Below are 19,790 nucleotides of genomic sequence, written 5' to 3' on the forward strand. Positions count from 1 at the left end.
CCGCCGGATTCTTCCGGCGGGGCCCTCACTCGTATCCCACGGGGTGCGTCGGTCCTCGATGGGGTGTGTCCGTGCTCGACCTGAGGCATCAGTGCTCGATGCCCTCTTCGAGCTTCTGGCCGCGCAGCATGATCCACGCGGCGGCGGCCGTGGCGAACAGCACCAGCGCACCGGCCAGGGCCGCCGTCTGGAACCCCTCGGTGAAGGAGTCGCGGGCCGACTCCAGGAGGGCGAAGGCCTGCTCCTTGGGCAGTTCGGCCGCCGACTCGACGGCGCCGCCCAGCGAGTCGTGCGCCGCGGCGGCCACGTCGGCGGGGACTCCGGCCGGGACGGGGAAGCCCCGGTAGATGCCGGTGACGATGGAGCCGAGCAGGGCGATGCCGAGGGCCGCGCCGAGCTCGTAGGCCGTCTCGGAGACGGCGGAAGCGGCGCCCGCCTGCTCCTTGGGGACGCTGGAGAGGATGACGTCGGCGGTGACCGTGAAGGCGAGTCCCGCGCCGAGTCCGCCGAGGAACAGCGCGCAGCCGAGCGCGACCTCCCCCGTGTCGGAGGTCATCAGCGTGCACGCGGCCAGCGAGAGGCCCACGGCGGTCAGTCCGCCCGACACCGCGAGCCGTACCGAGGTGCGGCGGGCCAGGAATCCGGCCGAGAGACCCGCGCCCACCGCGCCGACGGCAGCCGGGAGTTCGATGAGACCGGCTTCCAACGGGGAGCGTTCCTGGACCAGTTGGAGGAACTGGGAGAGGAAGAAGACCAGTCCGGAGAGGCCGAGGATGGTCAGCAGGTCGGCGAGCACCGCGCCGGAGAAGCCCTTGTGCTGGAAGAGCCGCATGTCGAGCAGCGGGGACGGCAGGCTGCGCTGGCGTCGTACGAACCAGTACAGCGCGCCCACGCCGACGACCGCCGACGCGGCGATGTCCCAGCGGAAGCCGTGCACCGCCGCTTCCTTGATCGCGTACACGACGGCGACCATGCCGACGAGCGAGAGCAGCACACTCAGCATGTCCCACGGGCCCGGCGACGGGTCCTTGGACTCGGGCAGCAGCTTGATGCCGACGACGACGAGTACGGCCATCACGGGGAGGTTGATGAGGAAGACCGACCCCCACCAGAAGTTCTCCAGCAGGAATCCGCCGACGACCGGGCCGACGGCCGCACCCGCGGAGGCGGCGGCGCCCCAGATGCCGACGGCGAGGCTGCGCTCCTTGGGGTCGTGGAAGATGTTGCGGATCAGCGCGAGCGTGGACGGCATGAGCGTCGCACCGGCGACACCGAGCAGTGCGCGGGCGACGATCATCATCTCGGGGCTGGTGGCGTACGCGTTGAGCACCGACACCGCACCGAACGCGACGGCGCCCGTGAGCAGCAGCTTCTTGCGGCCGATGCGGTCACCGAGGCTGCCCATCGAGACCAGCAGGCCCGCGATGATGAACGAGTAGACGTCGCCGATCCACAGGAGCTGGGTGCCGGACGGCTTGAGGTCCTCACTCAGGAACGGCGTCGCGAGGCCGAGCACGGTGGCATCGACGGCCACCAGGAGCACGGCGAACACGAGTACGGCGAGCGCGAGCCAGCGGCCCGGCCTGGCTATGCCTCCTGGGTCGGACCCGGCGGCCGGGTGCTGATGGTCGGTGCTTGTCATTTCTCCACGCTCCGTCGTGCGCCGCCGAGCAGCAACTCGACGATCATGTGCTGGAAGTCCTTCGCGGCGCTCCGCCCGTCCTGGACGGACCAGGCGGCGGACGAGACGAGCCCGTACAGGGCGTCGGTCAGCCAGGCCGGGCTGAGGTCGATGCGGAACTCGCCGCTCTCCTGACCGCGCCGGAACAGGGCACCCAGTCGGGCGTCGACGCGGTCCCAGCCGGGGTTCTGGCCCGCCTCGAAGAGCTGGTTCTCGGTGATGAGGAAGGCGAACAGGCCGGCGACCGGCTCGACCTCGGCGACGAGACGGCGGACGGCGTCCGCGGCCGGCCCCTCGTCGAGGTCGGCGGCGTCGAGTGCGGCGTCCAGCTCGCTCAGCCCGAACTCTTCGAGCGCCTTGATGAGGGCGTCGCGGCCGGCGAAGTGCCGGTGCAAGGTGGCCCGTCCGATGCCCGCGGCCCTGGCGACCTCGTCCATGGTCGAGGTCGCCTTGCGGGTGAGAAGGGCGGCTGCGGTACGCAGGACACGCTCGCGGTCGACTGTCATGAGACGAGCATAGCCCGCGTGAGACATTGACGTCTCAGCGCGGGCCATGGGGTGGAGCAGGGGGCGGCGGCGTCAGCCGCCCACGGGGGCTCGGGGGCAGGCAGTTGGGGGCGCGGGGAACTGCGCGATCAGCCACGACGCACCCGCACGGCGACCACCGGCCCTCGCCCCCGCCCCCCCCGGACGGGCTACCTCCTGGCCGTCGCCCACGCATGCTGCGCAGCCAAGTCAGCCTTCAGCTCCGCGAGTTGGACCGCGACGGCCGAAGGAGCCGTGCCGCCCCGCCCGTTGCGGGAGGCCAGTGCACCGGGGACGTTCAGCACCGTCCGCACCTCCGGCGTCAAGTGCTCGGAGATCTTGGCGAACTGAGCATCCGTCAGCTCACCCAGCTCGATCCCCTCCGCCTCGCACACCTTCACGCACTCCCCCGCGACCTCGTGCGCCACGCGGAACGGCACGCCCTGCTTGACCAGCCACTCCGCGATGTCCGTGGCGAGCGAGAAGCCCGCAGGGGCCAGCTCCTCCATCCGCTCCCGGTGGACCGTGAGGGTCGCCATCATTCCGGTGAAGGCGGGGAGGAGGACTTCGAGGGTGTCGCAGGAGTCGAAGACCGGCTCCTTGTCCTCCTGGAGGTCCCGGTTGTAGGCGAGGGGAAGCGCCTTCAGGGTGGCCAGCAGGCCCGTCAGGTTGCCGATCAGACGGCCCGACTTGCCGCGCGCCAGCTCCGCGATGTCCGGGTTCTTCTTCTGCGGCATGATCGACGAGCCGGTGGAGAAGGCGTCGTGGAGGGTGACGAAGGAGAACTCCTTCGTGTTCCAGATGATGATCTCCTCGGCGATCCGGGAGAGGTTCACGCCGATCATCGCGGTGATGAACGCGAACTCGGCGACGAAGTCCCGGGACGCCGTGCCGTCGATCGAGTTGCCGACCGAGCCGTTCTCGAAGCCGAGGTCGGCGGCGACCGCCTCCGGGTCGAGGCCGAGCGAGGAACCCGCCAGCGCCCCCGATCCGTAGGGCGACACGGCGGTCCGCTCGTCCCACTGCCGCAGCCGCTCCGCGTCCCGGGACAGCGGCTGTACGTGGGCGAGGACGTGGTGCGCGAAGAGGACGGGCTGCGCGTGCTGGAGGTGGGTGCGGCCCGGCATCGCGACGTCCGGGTGCGCCTCGGCGAGGCCGATCAGCGCTTCCTGGAGTTCGGCGATCAGGCCGCCGATGATCCGGGCGTGGTCCCGGAGGTACATCCGGAAGAGGGTCGCCACCTGGTCGTTGCGGGAGCGCCCGGCGCGCAGCTTGCCGCCGAGGTCGGCGCCGAGCCGCTCGATGAGGCCCCGCTCCAGGGCCGAGTGGACGTCCTCGTCCGCGATCGTACCGACGAAGTCGCCGGACGCGACGTCCGCTTCGAGCTGGTCGAGCCCGGCCAGCATGCGGGTCAGCTCGTCGGCGGTGAGCAGCGCGGCCTTGTGCAGCACGCGGGCGTGGGCGCGGGATCCCGCGATGTCGTAGGGCGCGAGAACCCAGTCGAAGTGGACGGACGCGGACAGCTTGGCCAGGGCCTCGGCCGGACCGTCCGCGAACCGGCCGCCCCAGAGCCGACCTTCACCGGTATTGCTGCTCACAGCTGGAACTCCTCAGGATGTCGATGTGCCGTCACCTCCCCGCGCGAAGGGGCGGGGAGGCGACGGGTCTTACGGGTAACGACGGAGGCTCAGGCGAGGTCGCGCTTGCGGATGACCTCCGGGGCGCCCGAGGAGGCGAGTACGACGTGCTCGGTCACCGGTCTCTCCCTGCGTTCGCCGCCATGCCCATGCAGTATGAGGCATAACTATGCAGAGGACCGTATGGTTTGTCAAAGAGTCGCTCAGTGGTGCCCGCCGTGCCCCGCCCCGTGGTCGAACTTCACCGCCTCCGGCGGCATCACCACGAAGGGCCGCATCATCCCCATGTCCTCGTGCTCCAGCAGATGGCAGTGGTACATGAAGCGTCCGTACGCCCCGTCGAACCGCCCGACCACCCGCAGCAGCTGCCCCGGTGGGACCAGGAAGACGTCCTTCCAGCCGCGCTCGTTGGGAGCGAGCGGAATCTTCCTGTCCGGGTCGAACTCCACCGGCGTCCGGGTCCCGCCGGCCCCTAGGTCGAAGCCCTCGGCCTTGTACGCGTCGCGGCCCATCAGCTGGAAGTCGGTGAGGTGGATGTGCATCGGGTGGCGCGGTCCGCCCAGGTTGAGGAAGCTCCACTGCTCGTACGCGCCTTCGGCGATGGTGAAGCCGAGTCCGTCGTTGAAGGTCCTGGCGGTGCGCCGGTACGTCCTCACCTTGCCGTCCGCGCCCTTGAGCTGGACGATTCCGTCGGCCGGCAGCCGGATGCCGGCCGCCTCGCGCGCGGACAGTTCGACGGTCTCCCAGATCTCCGGGTGTCCGCCGCCGCCCACCGTGCCGGGGTTGGTGAGCAGGATCAGCCGGTGGTGGTGCTCGATCTTCGCGTGCTCGAACGCACGGAACGACCCGGAGAGCACCTCGGGCAGCTCGAAGTCGCCCGAGCACTCCTCTTCGCCCACCCGGAACTCCATGACCTGCGGGTAGCGGACGTCGTTGGCCGGGTCCGGCACCCCGGCGCTCTGCCCGCGCCCCTTGTTGACCAGCCGCAGCCGCCTGCCGGAGAGGGCCCGGAAGTCGACGAGGAGGTCCATCCGCTCGGCGGGCGCCACGGTCAGCGCGGGCAGCGCCTCGTCGAAGTCGACCGGCACCGGGTGCGGCAGCAGGCCGCCGTCGCTGCCGATCTGGTGGAGGACGCCGGTGACCGGTTCGTTGTCCTCGTCGACCAGGACGAGGTCGTAGACGCGGGCGTTGGACGCGTTGACGAGGCGGTAGCGGTACCAGTCGGCGGCCACCTCCTGGTACGGCCAGATGCGGCCGTTGACGGTGGTGTACGGACCGGTGAAGGGCAGTGTCACCGGCTTCTTGGTCTCGGCGTTCTCCGGGTCGACGATCACGGTCTTGTGCAGCAGCCGCCCGTTGAGACGCCCGCCCGCGTCGGTGTCGAGGTTGCGGTCGGCGAGGATCAGCGGCAGCTCGCGGTCGCCGGACGGCAGCCCGAGGGCGTCCTCCTCGTCGTCCCGGATCAGATAGGTGCCGACCAGCCCGGCGTACACGTTCCACCGGGTGATGTTCATGGCGTGGTCGTGGTACCACCACTGGACGGCCTGGTGGTCGTTCGGGTACTCGGACAGCTGGGCGTCCCCGAAGCCGACAGCGTTGTCGGCCCAGCCGTCGTTGCCGCCGCCGGTCTGCGCGCCGTGCAGGTGCGTGACCGTCCAGGCGGGCAGTGCGGCGACGTCCTTGTTCGGCTCGGCGCCGCCCCGGCCCGGCTCGGTGGAGGCGGGCGGCTCGCCCGGTGGGCGGCCCGGCGTCTCGACGACGGTGACCGGGTACTCGCTGCCTCGGGGGATGCGGTTCGTCCAGGCGATGCGGATGCGCTGGCCGCGCCGCACCTCGATGGTCGGGCCCGGCACCGTACCGCCGTATCCCCACATGAGGGTGGGCGGCAGCTGCCGGTGCAGCCTGGCCCAGGTGGGGCGCAGGGCGATCTCGGTCTCCCGGCGCACGTCGCCGTGGTCGCCCGGGTACGGGCGCAGGACCGGCGGGACGGTCAACTCGTCCACGAACGGCAGGAGTTCGTGCTCCCCCGCGCTCCACTCGGCGACCTTCTCGCCGATCCTGCGGCTGAGCTCTTGGATGGTGTCGGTCAAGGCGGTTCCCCCGTACTGGTGCTTCGTCCCGGTGCTGCGTCCTGATGCTTCGTCCTGGTGCCGTCCCGGGCGCTTCCTTACTCCTTGGAAGACCGCGTCCCGGCCGCCGGGGTTTTCCGCCGCACCCAATGTGTCCGAAATTGGCCGGAGTGGTGCCGCATCCCACCAGGTCAGGCAAATCCGGTGTTTACCGGCCCGCCGGTTTCCCGCCGCCCACCCGAGCACCCCCCGAACGCACCCCGCCGACGCGCGGCCCCGGCGATGAGCCCCGATGCTGGAAAAGATTCCCGACGTACCGAAGGAGCAGTGAGACCATGACGCGACCGAGGATTGTGGTGGTCGGCGCAGGCTTCGTCGGGATCGAGTGTCTGCACCGGCTGGAGCGCAAGCTCTCCCCGCGCGACGCCGAGCTGATACTGATCTCACCGACGGACTACCAGCTCTACCTCCCGCTGCTCCCCCATGTGGCGGCCGGCGTCCTCACCCCCCAGTCCGTCGCGGTCTCGCTCCGGCGCCGCCTGCGCCGTACGAAGATCGTGCCGGGGGTGGCGATCGGCATCGACGCGGCGGCCAAGGCGTGCATCGTCCGCAGGTCGACGGGCGAGGTGACGGTCAAGCCGTACGACCACCTGGTCATCGCCGCCGGATCCACCACCCGCACCTTCGACATCCCGGGCCTCACGGATCACGCGCTCGGGGTGAAGACGCTGGCCCAGGCCGCGTACATCCGCGACCACGTGATCGCCCAGCTCGACCTGGCGGCGGCGGCCGTCGACGAGGAAGAACGCAGGGCCCGCCTCCAGTTCGTGGTCGTCGGCGGCGGATACGCGGGTGTGGAGACGGCCGCCTGCCTGCAGCGGCTCACCACCGGCGCCCTCAAGCGCTACTCCCGGCTGGACCCCTCGCTGGTCCGCTGGCACCTGGTGGACGTGGCCCCCCGCCTCCTCCCGGAACTGGGCGAACGGCTCGGCGTCAAGGCGATGGCGATGCTCCGCGAACGCGGCATCGAGTTCTCGCTCGGCACCTCCGTGGCCTCCGTCGACGAGAACACCGTCAAGCTCACCGACGGCCGCACCCTCCCGTCCCGCACCCTGATCTGGACGGCGGGCGTCGCCGCGTCGCCCCTGGTCACCACGCTCGGCGCGGAGACGGTACGCGGTCGCATCATCGCCTCGAACCAGCTCACCGTCCCCGGCCACGACGGCCTGTACGCGGCCGGTGACGTGGCCGCGGTCCCCGACGTCGCCAAGGGCGGAGACGCGATCTGCCCGCCGACCGCCCAGCACGCCCAGCGCCAGGGCAAGGTCCTCGCCGACAACATCGTGGCGAGCATGTCCGGCACGCCCCTGAAGCCGTACATCCACAAGGACCTCGGTCTGGTCGTGGACCTGGGCGGCGCCGACGCGGTCTCCAAGCCCCTGGGCATCGAACTCCACGGCCTCCCCGCCCAGGTGGTGGCCCGCGGCTACCACCTGATGGCACTCCCGACCATGACCGCCCGCTCCCGCGTGCTGGTCAACTGGGGCCTCAACGCGGTCGCGGGCGACGACTTCGTCCGCACCGGCTTCCAGGACAACAAGCCCAAGACCCTCCAGGACTTCGAGCGTACGAAGTCGTACCTGTCGCCGGACGAGGTGAAGAAGTACAGCGAGACGCTGCGGACCAAGGCGTAGGCGGACCAAGGCGTAGGCGGACCAAGGCGCAGGCGGACCAAGGCGCAGGCGGGCCGGGGCGCAGGGGGCCGAGGCCCCCCTGCCCACAAGGCCGTTGACGGCTGGACAATGAGCCGCATGGGAAAGACTCACGAACGAATAGACGGCCGGCTGCGTACCTTCATCGAAGCGCAGCCGGTCTTTTTCACGGCTACCGCACCGCTGTCGGGTGACGGGACCATCAATCTCTCCCCCAAGGGACTCAAGGGTTCCTGGGTGGTGCTCGACGAACTCACCGTCGCCTACCTGGACTTCGCGGGGAGCAACGCCGAAACGGTCGCGCACCTGCGGGAGAACGGCCGCATCACTCTCATGTGGACCGCCTTCGAGGGGCCGCCGAACATCGTGCGCGTCCACGGGCGGGGCGAGCCGGTCTTCCGCGACGACCCCCGCTTCGCCGGACTCCTCGTACGCTTCGACTCGATCGACGTCACGCAGCACGGGCTGCGGGCGATCGTCGTGGTGTCCGCGGAGACGGTCCGGTCCACGTGCGGCTACGCCGTGCCGTTCATGACGTACGACGAGGACCGGACGCTGCACGGCTCCCGGTTCGCGCGCGAGGACGACGAGTCGCTGTCGGCGTACTTCGAGAAGAAGGAGGACATCGCGACGAGCATCGACGGCCTGCCGGGAGTGCCGTTGCCGCTTCCGCCGCTGCATGTCTCTTAACGTCTGGGGATGACCTTCCTGCGCACTGCCGCCGGTTTTGCCGCCCTGCTCGCCGCGCTCGCCCTGCCGGGCGGGGATACGGACGTCCCACTGCCGGGGCGGATGGCCGACACCGGCGGCGGGCGCCAGCTCGTCACCGCCGTCGCGGCCGACACGCGGGCCACGACGGGCACGGTGACCTGGTGGGACCGGCGGGGCGGGCGGTGGGTCGAGGCGGGGAGGGCCCCGGCGCGGTTCGGGGCGAAGGGGCTCGTGGAGGGCGCCGTACGGGTGCAGAGCACGAACACCACGCCGACCGGTCTTTACGACCTGCCGTACGGATTCGGCACCGAGGCCGCGCCCGAGGGTACGGAGGTCGCGTACCGGCGGATCGGGCCGAAGTCCTGGTGGTGCCAGGACAACCGGTCGCTCTCCTACAACCGGTGGGTGGAGGGGCTCCCGAAGGACTGCCGCCCGGGCGAGGCCGAGAAGCTCGACGAGTACGGCACGCAGTACGCGCACGCGCTGCTCGTCGGGTTCAACTACGCGAAGCCGGTACGGGGGCGCGGCGCGGGCATCTTCCTGCACGTCAACGGGCGCGGGGCGACGGCCGGCTGCGTGTCCGTGCCGGCGGACGCCATGCGGGAGATCCTCCGGTGGGCCGAGCCGCGGCGCCGGCCCCACATGGCGATCGGGACGGTCGGCGGGTCGACGGCGATCACCCGCTACTGAGGGCGGTGCCGAGAGCGGTGCTGAGGGCAGTACTGAATCCGGTACCGAGGACAGTGCCGAGGCCGCAGCGGAAGCCGCCGCCGGCCGCTGCGTGTAGCGACCACATACCGAGACGGTGTTGCGCGGGACGCCCGCCGAGGCGTTGCATCACGGCGTGCACACCGAATCCGAATCCCCGCCCGACATAGCTCCCACCAGCAAGGACGCCAGCGATCGCGCCGCCCGCCGGGCCGTCACGGTCTTCCCCGTACTGGTTCTCGTGGCGGGGGTGCTGGGGCTCGTCACCCCGGGCACCTTCGCCGACTGGAAGACCTCCGTGCCGTACCTGCTCGGCATCGTCATGTTCTGCATGGGTCTGACGATGACTCCGCTGGACTTCCAGGGGGTCGCGAAGCGGCCGTGGGCAGTGGCGCTCGGGCTCGGCGCGCACTATGTGATCATGCCGGGGCTCGGCTGGCTCATCGCCCACGCGTTGGACCTGCCGCCGCAGCTCGCAGCCGGGGTGATCCTGGTCGGCTGTGCGCCCAGCGGCACCGCCTCGAATGTCGTCACGTACCTGGCCAGGGGCGACGTGGCGCTGTCGGTGTCCGTGGCGACCGTCTCGACGGTCCTCGCGCCGCTGGTCACGCCACCGTTGACGCTGCTGCTCGCGGGCGAGTACCTGCCCGTGGACGCCGGGTCGATGGTCGAGGACATCCTCAAGACCGTGCTGCTGCCGGTGATCGCGGGACTGGTGGTGCGGTGGCTGGCCGGGCGGTACGTGGACCGGGTGCTCGGAGCGCTGCCCTGGCTGTCGGCGGTGACCATCGCCGTGATCGTGGCGGTCGTGGTGGCGGGGAGCGCCGCCGCGATCAAGTCGGCGGCGCTGCTCGTCTTCGTCGCCGTGGTGCTGCACAACGGCCTCGGCCTCGCGCTCGGTTACGGGGCCGGAAAGCTGGCCCGGCTCGGGAAGCCCGCGAGCCGGGCGATGGCCTTCGAGGTCGGCATGCAGAACTCCGGCCTCGCCGCCTCGCTGGCCACCGCCCACTTCAGCCCGCTGGCCGCGCTGCCGTCCGCGGTCTTCTCGGTCTGGCACAACGTCTCGGGCGCGCTGGTCGCGGCCTGGATGTCGTACCGCAGCCGGAAGACCGAGCCCGTCTTGGGGGACGCGGTCTAACGTTCCTTCTGCGCCAACCGCAGCAGGTGGTCGGCCAGGGCCTGGCCGCCCGCCGGGTCGCGGCTGATCAGCATCAGGGTGTCGTCGCCCGCGATCGTGCCGAGGATCGCGTGCAGTTCCGCCTGGTCGATGGCGGAGGCCAGGAACTGGGCGGCGCCCGGCGGCGTGCGCAGGACGACCAGGTTCGCCGAGGCCTCCGCCGAGATCAGCAGTTCGGCGGCGAGCCGGCTCATCCGCTCCTCCTTGGCCGACTCCCCGAGCGGTGCCTGCGGGGTGCGGTAGCCGCCCTCGCTGGGCACCGCGTAGATCAGCTCGCCGCCGGTGTTGCGGATCTTCACCGCGCCGAGCTCGTCGAGGTCGCGGCTGAGCGTCGCCTGGGTGACGCTCAGCCCGTCGTCGCTGAGGAGCTTGGCGAGCTGGCTCTGCGAGCGCACCGGCTGCCGGTTGAGGATGTCCACGATCCGGCGGTGGCGTGCGGTCCGGGTCTGCGGTACCGCGGGCCCGCCGTTGCCGTGCTCGTTGTCCCGCTCCTGCGCCTCGGTCATCGTCGTCATTCTCCGGATCGTTGGTCCCCGTGTGCTGCGGCGTACGCCTCGTCGAGGATGCCGGGGAGGGCCTGGAGGAAGGCGTCCAGCACGTCGTCCCCGATGGTCAGTGCGGGCATCAGCCGTACGACATCGGGGGCGGGCGCGTTCACCAGGAAACCGGCATCCTGAGCCGCCTGCTGCACCTGGGGAGCGAGGGACTCGGACAAGACGATACCCAGGAGCAGGCCCGCACCCCTGACGTGGGAGACCAGTGGGTGCCGGTGTGACTGGATCGCGTCACGCAGTTTCTCGCCCTTGCGCTTGGTTTCGTCGAGCAGTCCGCCCGCGGCGATGGTGTCCAGGACGGCGATCGCGGCGGCGCACGCGACGGGGTTGCCGCCGAAGGTGGAGCCGTGGTGGCCGGGCTTCAGGAGGTCGGCGGCCGGGCCGTGGGCGATCGTCGCGCCGAGCGGGAGGCCGCCGCCGATGCCCTTGGCGAGCGTGACGACGTCCGGGTCGATGCCCTCCTCGGCCTGGTGGGCGAAGAAGTGTCCGGTACGTCCGGTGCCGGTCTGCACCTCGTCGAGGACCAGGAGCGTGCCGGTGGCGCGGGTGATCTCGCGGGCCGCCCTGAGGTAGCCGGGCGGCGGGACGACGACGCCGATCTCGCCCTGGACGGGCTCGACGACCAGCAGTGCGGTGTCCTCGGTGACCGCCGCGCGCAGGGCTTCCACGTCTCCGTAGGGTACGTGCGTGACGTCGCCGGGGAGCGGCAGGAACGGCTCGCGCTTGCCCTGCTGCCCGGTGAGGGCGAGGGCGCCCATGGTGCGGCCGTGGAAGCCGCCGGTGGTGGCGACCATGTGGGTGCGTCCGGTGAGCCGGCCGATCTTGAAGGCGGCCTCGTTGGCCTCGGCGCCCGAATTGCTGAAGTAGACCCTGCCCGGGCGTCCGGAGGCCTCGATCAGCTTCTCGGCGAGCGCGACGGGCGGCTCGGCGACGTAGAGGTTGGAGACGTGGCCGAGGGAGGCGATCTGGCGGGAGACGGCTTCGACGATCGCGGGGTGGGCGTGGCCGAGGGCGTTGACCGCGATGCCGCCGACGAAATCGGCGTATTCCTTGCCGTCGGCGTCCCAGAGGCGGGAGCCTTCACCGCGGACGAGGGCCAGCTGGGGGGTGCCGTAGTTGTCGGCCAGGGCGTTCTGCCAGCGCCCGGTGAGTTCCGCGTTGCTCATGACTCCCCCTGTGCGCCCTGCGCGTCGGGCACGACCATCGTGCCGATTCCTTCGTCCGTGAAGATCTCCAGCAGGATCGAGTGCTGGACCCGCCCGTCGATGACGCGGGCCGTGGTGACGCCGTTGCGTACGGCGTGCAGACAGCCCTGCATCTTGGGGACCATGCCGCTGGCCAGCTCGGGCAGGAGTTTCTCCAGCTCGGTGGCGGTGAGGCGGCTGATGACGTCGTCGCTGTTCGGCCAGTCCTCGTAGAGGCCCTCGACGTCGGTGAGGACCATCAGCGTTTCGGCGTCCAGCGCCGCAGCGAGTGCCGCAGCCGCCGTATCAGCATTGACGTTGTAGACATGTCCGTCGTCCTGGGAGCGGGCGATCGAGGAGACGACCGGGATGCGGCCGTCGGCCAGGAGCGCCTCGATGGCGCCCGTGTCGATCGCGGTGATCTCGCCGACCCGGCCGATGTCGACCGCCTCGCCGTCGATCTGCGGGAAGTGCTGGGTGGCGGTGATGGTGTGCGCGTCCTCGCCGGTCAGGCCGATGGCGAGGGGGCCGTGCTGGTTGAGCAGGCCGACGAGCTCGCGCTGCACCTGGCCCGCCAGGACCATCCGTACGACGTCCATCGCCTCGGGCGTGGTGACCCGCAGCCCGGCCTTGAACTCGCTGACGATGCCCGCCTGGTCGAGCTGCGCGCTGATCTGCGGGCCGCCGCCGTGCACGACGACCGGCTTGAGCCCCGCGTGGTGCAGGAAGACGACGTCCTGGGCGAAGGCCGCCTTCAGGTCCTCGTCGACCATGGCGTTGCCGCCGAACTTGATGACGACGGTCTTGCCCTGGTGGCGGGTCAGCCAGGGCAGGGCCTCGATGAGGATCTGCGCCTTGGGGAGGGCGGTGTGCTTGCGGGCGGTGGGGTGCGCGGGTGCGGCGGCGGTCGTGTCGGCACTCGTGCTCGCGCGCGTGCTCGTGCCCGTATCGGCGGTCGTGTCCGCGCCCATATCGGCGCTCGTCTCGGCGCCCGTCTCGGCGCTCGGGTCGGCACTCGGGGCGCTGCTCATGAGGAGTACGCGCTGTTCTCGTGGACGTAGTCGGCGGTGAGGTCGTTCGCCCAGATCACGGCGGACTCGGAGCCCTCGGCGAGGTCGGCGGTGATCTTGATCTCCCGGTAGCGCATGTCGACCAGGTCGCGGTCGTCGCCGACGGAGCCCTTCCGGCAGACCCAGACGCCGTTGATGGCGACGCCCAGCGCATCGGGGTCGAAGGCGGCCTTCGTGGTGCCGATGGCGGACAGCACCCGGCCCCAGTTGGGATCCTCGCCGTGCAGTGCGCACTTGAGGAGGTTGTTGCGGGCGATGGACCGGCCGACCTCGACGGCGTCGTCCTCGGTCGCCGCGTTGATCACCTCGATACGGATGTCCTTGCTGGCCCCCTCGGCGTCGCCGATCAGCTGCCGGGCGAGGTCGTCGCAGACGGTGCGTACCGCAGCCGCGAACTCGTCGTACTCCGGGGCGATTCGGGAAGCCCCCGAGGCGAGCAGCAGGACGGTGTCGTTCGTGGACATGCAGCCGTCGGAGTCGACCCGGTCGAAGGTCTGCCGGGTGGCGTCGCGCAGCGCCCTGTCGAGTGCGGAGGCTTCGAGGTCGGCGTCGGTGGTGAGGACGACCAGCATCGTGGCCAGGCCCGGGGCGAGCATGCCCGCACCCTTGGCCATGCCGCCGACGACCCAGCCGTCACCTTCGGCCACCGCCGTCTTGTGGACGGAGTCCGTGGTCTTGATGGCGATGGCGGCCTTCTCGCCGCCGCGCGTGGACAGTTCGGCGGCGGCCTTCTCGATGCCGGGGAGCAGCTTGTCCATGGGCAGGAGGATGCCGATGAGGCCGGTCGACGCGACGGCGACCTCGCCCGCGCCGAGGTCGAGGCCCCCCTCGCTCAAAACCTCGGCCGCCTTCTCCGCCGTGGCGTGCGTGTCCTGGAAGCCCTTCGGGCCCGTACAGGCGTTGGCGCCACCGGAGTTGAGGACGACGGCGGAGATCTCGCCGCCCTTGACGACCTGCTCGGACCAGAGGACCGGGGCGGCCTTGACGCGGTTGGAGGTGAAGACGCCCGCGGCGGCTCGGCGCGGTCCGGTGTTGACCACGAGGGCCAGGTCCGGGTTGCCGTTCGCCTTGATCCCGGCGGCGATGCCCGCCGCCGTGAATCCCTGTGCTGCCGTGACGCTCACGGTGCTACTCCGATCGTGGTGAGCCCGGTGGACTCGTCGAGTCCGAGGGCGATGTTCATGCTCTGTACCGCGCCGCCGGCGGTGCCCTTGGCGAGGTTGTCGATGGCGCTGACGACGACGATGCGGTGGGCGGCGGCGTCGTGGGCGACCTGGATCTGGACGGCGTTGGAGCCGTACACGAAGGCGGTGGCGGGCCACTGCCCCTCGGGGAGCAGGCGTACGAACGGCTCGTCCGCGTAGGCCTTCTCGTACGCGGCCCGCACGTCCGCGTACGTCACCCCGGGCTTCGCCTTCGCGCTGCTGGTGGCGAGGATGCCGCGCGGCATCGGCGCCAGCGTCGGCGTGAAGGAGACGGTGACCCGCTCCCCCGCGACCGCGCTGAGGTTCTGGATCATCTCGGGCGTGTGCCGGTGGCCGCCGCCCACTCCGTACGGCGACATGGAGCCCATGACCTCCGAGCCGAGCAGGTGCGGCTTGGCGGCCTTGCCCGCGCCGGAGGTGCCGGAAGCGGCGACGATCACGGCCTCCGGCTCGGCCAGTCCCGCCGCGTACGCGGGGAAGAGTCCGAGGGAGACGGCCGTCGGGTAGCAGCCAGGTACCGCGATGCGCTTGGCCCCCGCCAACGCGGCACGCGCGCCCGGCAGTTCGGGCAGGCCGTACGGCCAGGTCCCGGCGTGCGGGGAGCCGTAGAACCGCTCCCAGTCGGCGGCGTCCGTGAGCCGGAAGTCGGCCCCCATGTCGACGACCAGGACCTCGTCGCCGAGCTGCTCGGCGACCGCGGCGGACTGGCCGTGCGGCAACGCCAGGAAGACGACGTCGTGGCCCGCGAGCACCTCGGGGGTGGTCGGCTCCAGCACCCGGCCCGCGAGCGGCCCGAGGTGGGGCTGCAGCGCACCGAGCGTCTGACCTGCGTTGGAGTGCCCGGTCAGGGCGCCGATCTCCACGTCGGGGTGCGCGAGGAGAAGCCGCAGCAGTTCCCCGCCCGCATATCCGCTCGCACCAGCCACTGCTGCACGTACCACCATCGAACCCTCCTCGTCGATGGCATGACTATACGTATAGGCGTAGTTTTATGCAAAGCCTGGGGGGTGAGGGCTCCGTTGTTCCCTGTGTGGCTCCGGGGCCTGCGGGTGACGTTGCCGGCACGGCGGGCAGGCGGCTACTGCGGGCGGAGCAGGTGCGGGGCCTCCGGGCGTACGACGACGGGGACGCGGCGGCTCGCGAGACTGAACGCCATGACGACCAACCGCGCAGCCGCCTACCGCGAACCGGCGCCCCGCACGAACCCGCGCCGCGCGAGCGCACATCGCACCACCGCGCACCGCACCACCGCGCGCCGCGCGAGCGCCTCCCGTGCCCTGCGTCCGGTCGAGCGGGCCTGTGTCCTGGTCGGGGGCCTGCTCCTCGTCTCCGGTCTCGTGCACCTCGCGGTCTTCGCGGTGGACGGCGGGCCGTGGACCGGGCCGGTGTCCTGGCGCAAGCCGGTCACCTTCGGGCTCTCCTTCGGAGTGACGCTGCTCGCGGTCGCGTGGGTGGCGTCGTACCTGCGCATCGCGGAGCGCACGCGGGCCGTGGTGCTGGGTCTCTTCGCGGCGGACTGCGTCCTGGAGGTCGGCGGGATCACGCTCCAGGCGTGGCGCCGCCGACCCTCGCACCTCAACATGGAGTCCGGTTTCGACTCGGCGGTGTCGATGTCGCTCGCGGTGGGCGGCGGGCTGCTCGTGGTGCTGCTGACGGTGCTGGCCGTGGCGTCGTTCCGGCGGCGGCCCGCCGGGCCCGCCGGAATGCCGCTCGCGCTGCGGGCCGGGTTCGCGGTGCTGCTGATCGGGCTGGCGTCGGGGGCGGCGATGATCGCGCGCGGGGTCGTACTGACCCGGACCGGACACCAGCTGGACGCGTACGCCTCGACGGCCGCCCTGAAGCCGCTGCACGGGGTGAGCCTGCACGCGGTACTGGTGCTGCCCGCGCTGGCGTGGCTGACGGCGGTGCGTACGGCATGGAGCGAGGACGTACGGGAACGGGTCGTGCGGAGCGGGGTGTGGGCCTACGGGGCGGCGGTGGCGGGAGCAGCCGCCTGGGGGATCCTCGTCTGAACACAGGGCTGCCCCGGACGGTGAAGTACCGTCCGGGGCAGCCCTGTTGACGCAGTGTCAGACAGCTCAGGCGAGGAGCGACAGCGCCTGGTTCAGCGTCTTCGACGGGCGCATGACGGCCGAGGCCTTCTTGGCGTCCGGCTGGTAGTAGCCACCGATGTCGACCGGCGAACCCTGCACGGCGATGAGCTCGTCGACGATGGTCTGCTCCTGCTCGGCCAGCGTCTTGGCCACCGGGCCGAACGCCTCGGCGAGCTTGGCGTCGTCGGTCTGCTTGGCCAGCTCCTGGGCCCAGTACAGGGCCAGGTAGAAGTGGCTGCCGCGGTTGTCGATGCCGCCGAGCTTGCGGCTCGGGGACTTGTCCTCGTTGAGGAAGGAGCCCGTGGCACGGTCCAGGGTGTCGGCGAGCACCTGGGCGCGCGCGTTGCCCGTGGTGGTGGCGAGGTGCTCGAAGGAGACGGCCAGCGCCAGGAACTCACCGAGGGAGTCCCAGCGGAGGTAGTTCTCCTTGACGAGCTGCTGGACGTGCTTCGGCGCGGAGCCGCCGGCGCCCGTCTCGAAGAGGCCGCCGCCGTTCATCAGCGGGACGACGGACAGCATCTTGGCGCTGGTGCCCAGCTCCAGGATGGGGAACAGGTCCGTGAGGTAGTCACGGAGCACGTTGCCGGTGACGGAGATGGTGTCCTCGCCGCGGCGGATGCGCTCCAGGGAGTAGGCGATGGCCTTCTCCGGCGCCATGATCTCGATCGTCAGGCCGTCCGTGTCGTGCTCGGCGAGGTACGTCTTGACCTTGGTGATGAGCTGCGCGTCGTGGGCGCGGTCCTCGTCCAGCCAGAAGATCGTCGGGACGCCGGTGGCGCGGGCGCGGGTGACGGCCAGCTTGACCCAGTCCTGGATCGGCAGGTCCTTGGTCTGGCACATCCGGAAGATGTCACCGGCGCCGACGGCCTGCTCCAGGACGGCGTTGCCGGCGGCGTCGACGACGCGGACCGTGCCCGTGGTCCGGATTTCGAAGGTCTTGTCGTGGCTGCCGTACTCCTCGGCCTTCTGCGCCATCAGACCGACGTTGGGTACGGAGCCCATGGTCGAGGGGTCGTAGGCGCCGTTCGCGCGGCAGTCGTCGATGACGACCTGGTAGATGCCCGCGTACGAGGAGTCCGGGAGGACCGCGAGGGTGTCGGCCTCGCTGCCGTCCGGGCCCCACATGTGGCCCGAGGTGCGGATCATGGCCGGCATCGAGGCGTCGACGATGACGTCGGACGGCACGTGCAGGTTGCCGATGCCCTTGTCGGAGTCGACCATCGCCAGCTCCGGGCCCTCGGCGAGCTCGGCGTCGAAGGAGGCCTTGATCTCGGCGCCCTGGGGCAGGCCTTCGAGGCCCTTGTAGATGCCGCCGAGGCCGTCGTTCGGGGTGAGACCGGCCGCGGTGAGGACGTCGCCGTACTTCGCGAAGGTCTTCGGGAAGAAGGCGCGGACCGCGTGGCCGAAGATGATCGGGTCGGAGACCTTCATCATCGTGGCCTTGAGGTGCACGGAGAAGAGCACGCCCTCGGACTTGGCGCGGGCCAGCTGTGCGGTGAAGAACTCGCGCAGGGCGGCGACGCGCATCACGGCGGCGTCGACGACCTCACCGGCGAGGACCGGGACCGACTCGCGCAGCACGGTGGTGGAGCCGTCGTCGCCGACCAGCTCGATGCGGAGCGAGCCCGCGTCGGCGATCACGGCGGACTTCTCGGTGGAGCGGAAGTCGTCGGCGCCCATGGTGGCGACGTTCGTCTTCGAGTCCGGGGTCCACTTGCCCATGCGGTGGGGGTGGGCCTTGGCGTAGTTCTTCACCGAGGCGGGGGCGCGGCGGTCGGAGTTGCCCTCGCGCAGGACCGGGTTGACGGCGCTGCCCTTGATCTTGTCGTAACGGGCGCGGACGTCCTTGTCCTGGTCGGACTTCGCCTCGTCCGGGTAGTCCGGAAGCGCGTAGCCCTGCGCCTGGAGCTCGGCGACCGCGGCCTTCAGCTGCGGGATCGAGGCCGAGACGTTGGGCAGCTTGATGATGTTCGCGCCGGGCGTCTTGGCCAGCTCGCCGAGCTCGGCGAGCGCGTCATCGATACGCTGCTCCTCCTTCAGGAACTCGGGGAAGCTCGCGATGATGCGGCCGGCCAGGGAGATGTCACGGCTCTCGACCGTGACACCGGCCGTGGAGGCGTAGGCCTCGACGACGGGCAGGAACGAATACGTCGCGAGGGCCGGGGCCTCGTCGGTGTGCGTATAGATGATGGTCGAGTCAGTCACCGGGTACTCCGCTCCACGTCTGCAACATTGCTTGACGTCAAGATATCTCGTGAGCGGGGCGAGGGGCGAAGTGGGGGCGAAGGTCATGGCTTGCGCTGGTGGAAGCAGGCGTCCCGGGCTGCGCCCGGTGCCCGGACCACGTCCGCGCGCCCTCAAACGCCGGACGGGCTGAGACACCAGGGGCGCGGGGAACTGCGCGACCAGCCCCCCACGCACCCGCACGAAGCCCCCGGCCCCTACTCCGCCAGGAACCCCAGCTCCAGACCCGCCAACCGCTCCGGGTCCGCCAGAATGTTCAGCTCGACGACCTTCCCGTCCACCACCGTGAAGTCCATCACCGACATCGGCCGGCCATGGATGACCGTGACCAGCCCCGGCGCCCCGTTGACCAGCGCGATGCGCGCGAACTGTGCCGCCCGCGAGAACATGAGCGCGTTCGAGACGACCTCCCGCGCCCCCCTGATCACCCTCGACGCCCCCGGGATCGCCGTGCCCGCGTCCGCCCGCAGCACACACTCCGGGTCCAGCAGCGCCAGCAGTCCGTCGAAGTCGCCGCCCCGGGACGCCGCCAGGAACGCGCCCACGACCTCCCGCTGACGTACCGCGTTCGTGTCCGGCGCGGGCGCGGTGCCCTGGACCCGCCGGCGGGCCCTGCTCGCGAGCTGGCGGGTCGCCGCCGGGGTCCGGTCCACCAGCGGCGCGATCTCCTCGAAGGGCACCGCGAACATGTCGTGGAGGACGAAGGCGAGCCGCTCCGCGGGCCCGAGCGTCTCCAGCACGACGAGCAGCGCGAGCCCCACCGAGTCCGCGAGCAGCGCCTGCTGCTCCGGGTCGGCGTCGTCGCGGCGCAGGATCGGGTCGGGCACGTGGGTGTCGTCGAGCGGGTCGAGCGGGGCCTCCCGGCGGGAGGTGCGCGAGCGCAGCTGGTCGAGGCAGACGCGGGCGACGACGGTGGTCAGCCAGCCGGGCAGGTTGTCGATGCTGCCCGCGTCCTGGCGGCCGAGCCGCAGCCAGGCCTCCTGGACGGCGTCCTCGGCCTCGCTGGAGGAGCCCAGCATGCGGTAGGCGACACCGCGCAGGCGGTCGCGGTTGGCCTCGAACCGCCCTGCCAGGAAGTCGGGTTCGCTCTGCGGGGTGCGTACGGGTTCCATCGGGCCCTCGTTCTCGTCTTCGTAAGCGTCGTGAGGTCGCAAGTGTCGTGTGGTCGCAACAGCCTGACGATCCTCGGACGGCGAATGTGACGGGAACGGTGCCCGGGGC

General features: G+C 71.1%; 16 protein-coding genes. 5 read left to right on the forward strand and 11 right to left on the reverse strand.

Translation table 11 applies throughout. From position 1 onward, the window contains the following. Positions 1 to 88: 88 nt before the first annotated feature. The 4 genes from ACWGIG_RS22580 to phsA form a co-directional block, all read right to left on the reverse strand. Entirely contained in the window at positions 89 to 1,642 is a 1,554-nt protein-coding gene (locus ACWGIG_RS22580) for an MFS transporter (protein ID WP_453323442.1), read from the reverse strand. Further along, positions 1,639 to 2,187 (reverse strand): TetR/AcrR family transcriptional regulator, encoded by a 549-nt coding sequence (locus tag ACWGIG_RS22585; RefSeq protein WP_453323443.1) that lies wholly within the window; start codon positions 2,185 to 2,187, stop codon positions 1,639 to 1,641. Before ACWGIG_RS22585 ends, ACWGIG_RS22580 begins: the two co-directional genes overlap by 4 nt. 188 nt (positions 2,188 to 2,375) lie before the next feature. Next, entirely contained in the window at positions 2,376 to 3,803 is a 1,428-nt protein-coding gene (gene argH / locus ACWGIG_RS22590; protein ID WP_453323444.1) for an argininosuccinate lyase, read from the reverse strand. Between the two features lie 242 nt (positions 3,804 to 4,045). Further along, positions 4,046 to 5,899, reverse strand: coding sequence for an O-aminophenol oxidase PhsA (gene phsA / locus ACWGIG_RS22595; RefSeq protein WP_453323456.1), 1,854 nt, complete (start codon positions 5,897 to 5,899; stop codon positions 4,046 to 4,048). A gap of 347 nt (positions 5,900 to 6,246) precedes the next feature. Here phsA and ACWGIG_RS22600 point away from each other — a divergent pair, with 347 nt between their 5' ends. The 4 genes from ACWGIG_RS22600 (at position 6,247) to ACWGIG_RS22615 (ending at position 10,180) form a co-directional block, all read left to right on the forward strand. Beyond that, on the forward strand, positions 6,247 to 7,605 hold the full coding sequence (locus ACWGIG_RS22600; protein ID WP_453323445.1) for an NAD(P)/FAD-dependent oxidoreductase: 1,359 nt from the start codon (positions 6,247 to 6,249) through the stop codon (positions 7,603 to 7,605). A 117-nt stretch (positions 7,606 to 7,722) separates the two neighbouring features. Then, positions 7,723 to 8,313, forward strand: coding sequence for a pyridoxamine 5'-phosphate oxidase family protein (locus ACWGIG_RS22605; RefSeq protein WP_453323446.1), 591 nt, complete (start codon positions 7,723 to 7,725; stop codon positions 8,311 to 8,313). Positions 8,314 to 8,322: 9 nt separating this feature from the next. Continuing rightward, positions 8,323 to 9,024 (forward strand): L,D-transpeptidase family protein, encoded by a 702-nt coding sequence (locus ACWGIG_RS22610; protein ID WP_453323447.1) that lies wholly within the window; start codon positions 8,323 to 8,325, stop codon positions 9,022 to 9,024. 154 nt (positions 9,025 to 9,178) lie between these two features. Further along, positions 9,179 to 10,180 (forward strand): bile acid:sodium symporter family protein, encoded by a 1,002-nt coding sequence (locus ACWGIG_RS22615; RefSeq protein ID WP_453323448.1) that lies wholly within the window; start codon positions 9,179 to 9,181, stop codon positions 10,178 to 10,180. On the opposite strand, the gene ACWGIG_RS22620 is transcribed toward ACWGIG_RS22615, so the two are convergent. From ACWGIG_RS22620 to argC, 5 genes are read right to left on the reverse strand one after another with little or no spacing between them, the layout of a single operon-like run. Beyond that, positions 10,177 to 10,725, reverse strand: coding sequence for an arginine repressor (locus ACWGIG_RS22620; RefSeq protein ID WP_453323457.1), 549 nt, complete (start codon positions 10,723 to 10,725; stop codon positions 10,177 to 10,179). The two genes, ACWGIG_RS22615 and ACWGIG_RS22620, sit on opposite strands and share 4 nt — an antisense overlap. Before the next feature lie 5 nt (positions 10,726 to 10,730). Next, positions 10,731 to 11,939 carry an acetylornithine transaminase gene (locus ACWGIG_RS22625; RefSeq protein ID WP_453323449.1) on the reverse strand — a complete coding sequence of 403 codons (1,209 nt, stop codon included), beginning with the start codon at positions 11,937 to 11,939 and terminating at the stop codon, positions 10,731 to 10,733. After that, on the reverse strand, positions 11,936 to 12,988 hold the full coding sequence (argB, locus tag ACWGIG_RS22630; protein ID WP_453323450.1) for an acetylglutamate kinase: 1,053 nt from the start codon (positions 12,986 to 12,988) through the stop codon (positions 11,936 to 11,938). Before argB ends, ACWGIG_RS22625 begins: the two co-directional genes overlap by 4 nt. Beyond that, positions 12,985 to 14,151: a bifunctional glutamate N-acetyltransferase/amino-acid acetyltransferase ArgJ gene (gene argJ, locus ACWGIG_RS22635; RefSeq protein ID WP_453323451.1), complete on the reverse strand. Its 1,167-nt coding sequence runs from the start codon at positions 14,149 to 14,151 to the stop codon at positions 12,985 to 12,987. The genes argB and argJ overlap by 4 nt, the downstream gene beginning before the upstream one ends. Continuing rightward, positions 14,148 to 15,176 carry an N-acetyl-gamma-glutamyl-phosphate reductase gene (gene argC, locus ACWGIG_RS22640; protein WP_453323452.1) on the reverse strand — a complete coding sequence of 343 codons (1,029 nt, stop codon included), beginning with the start codon at positions 15,174 to 15,176 and terminating at the stop codon, positions 14,148 to 14,150. Before argC ends, argJ begins: the two co-directional genes overlap by 4 nt. A 210-nt stretch (positions 15,177 to 15,386) precedes the next feature. Between argC and ACWGIG_RS22645 the strand changes: the two genes are divergently transcribed. Continuing rightward, the gene (locus ACWGIG_RS22645) at positions 15,387 to 16,244 is read left to right on the forward strand and encodes a hypothetical protein (protein WP_453323453.1); all 858 of its coding nucleotides are present in this window, start codon (positions 15,387 to 15,389) and stop codon (positions 16,242 to 16,244) included. Between the two features lie 66 nt (positions 16,245 to 16,310). Here ACWGIG_RS22645 and ACWGIG_RS22650 read toward each other — a convergent pair whose 3' ends face one another. Then, the gene (locus tag ACWGIG_RS22650) at positions 16,311 to 18,530 is read right to left on the reverse strand and encodes an NADP-dependent isocitrate dehydrogenase (protein ID WP_453323454.1); all 2,220 of its coding nucleotides are present in this window, start codon (positions 18,528 to 18,530) and stop codon (positions 16,311 to 16,313) included. Positions 18,531 to 18,766: 236 nt separating this feature from the next. Further along, on the reverse strand, positions 18,767 to 19,681 hold the full coding sequence (locus ACWGIG_RS22655) for a sigma-70 family RNA polymerase sigma factor (protein WP_453323455.1): 915 nt from the start codon (positions 19,679 to 19,681) through the stop codon (positions 18,767 to 18,769). Between the last annotated feature and the right edge of the window lie 109 nt (positions 19,682 to 19,790).

Source organism: Streptomyces sp. NPDC054863 (assembly GCF_053610825.1).

Coding starts and splice junctions, on each gene's coding strand:
- ACWGIG_RS22580 (WP_453323442.1), bottom strand. CDS start 1,642: ATGACAAGCACCGACCATCAGCACCCGGCCGCCGGGTCCGACCCAGGA.
- ACWGIG_RS22585 (WP_453323443.1), bottom strand. CDS start 2,187: ATGACAGTCGACCGCGAGCGTGTCCTGCGTACCGCAGCCGCCCTTCTC.
- ACWGIG_RS22600 (WP_453323445.1), top strand. CDS start 6,247: ATGACGCGACCGAGGATTGTGGTGGTCGGCGCAGGCTTCGTCGGGATC.
- ACWGIG_RS22605 (WP_453323446.1), top strand. CDS start 7,723: ATGGGAAAGACTCACGAACGAATAGACGGCCGGCTGCGTACCTTCATC.
- ACWGIG_RS22610 (WP_453323447.1), top strand. CDS start 8,323: ATGACCTTCCTGCGCACTGCCGCCGGTTTTGCCGCCCTGCTCGCCGCG.
- ACWGIG_RS22620 (WP_453323457.1), bottom strand. CDS start 10,725: ATGACCGAGGCGCAGGAGCGGGACAACGAGCACGGCAACGGCGGGCCC.
- ACWGIG_RS22625 (WP_453323449.1), bottom strand. CDS start 11,939: ATGAGCAACGCGGAACTCACCGGGCGCTGGCAGAACGCCCTGGCCGAC.
- argB (WP_453323450.1), bottom strand. CDS start 12,988: ATGAGCAGCGCCCCGAGTGCCGACCCGAGCGCCGAGACGGGCGCCGAG.
- argC (WP_453323452.1), bottom strand. CDS start 15,176: ATGGTGGTACGTGCAGCAGTGGCTGGTGCGAGCGGATATGCGGGCGGG.
- ACWGIG_RS22645 (WP_453323453.1), top strand. CDS start 15,387: ATGACGACCAACCGCGCAGCCGCCTACCGCGAACCGGCGCCCCGCACG.
- ACWGIG_RS22655 (WP_453323455.1), bottom strand. CDS start 19,681: ATGGAACCCGTACGCACCCCGCAGAGCGAACCCGACTTCCTGGCAGGG.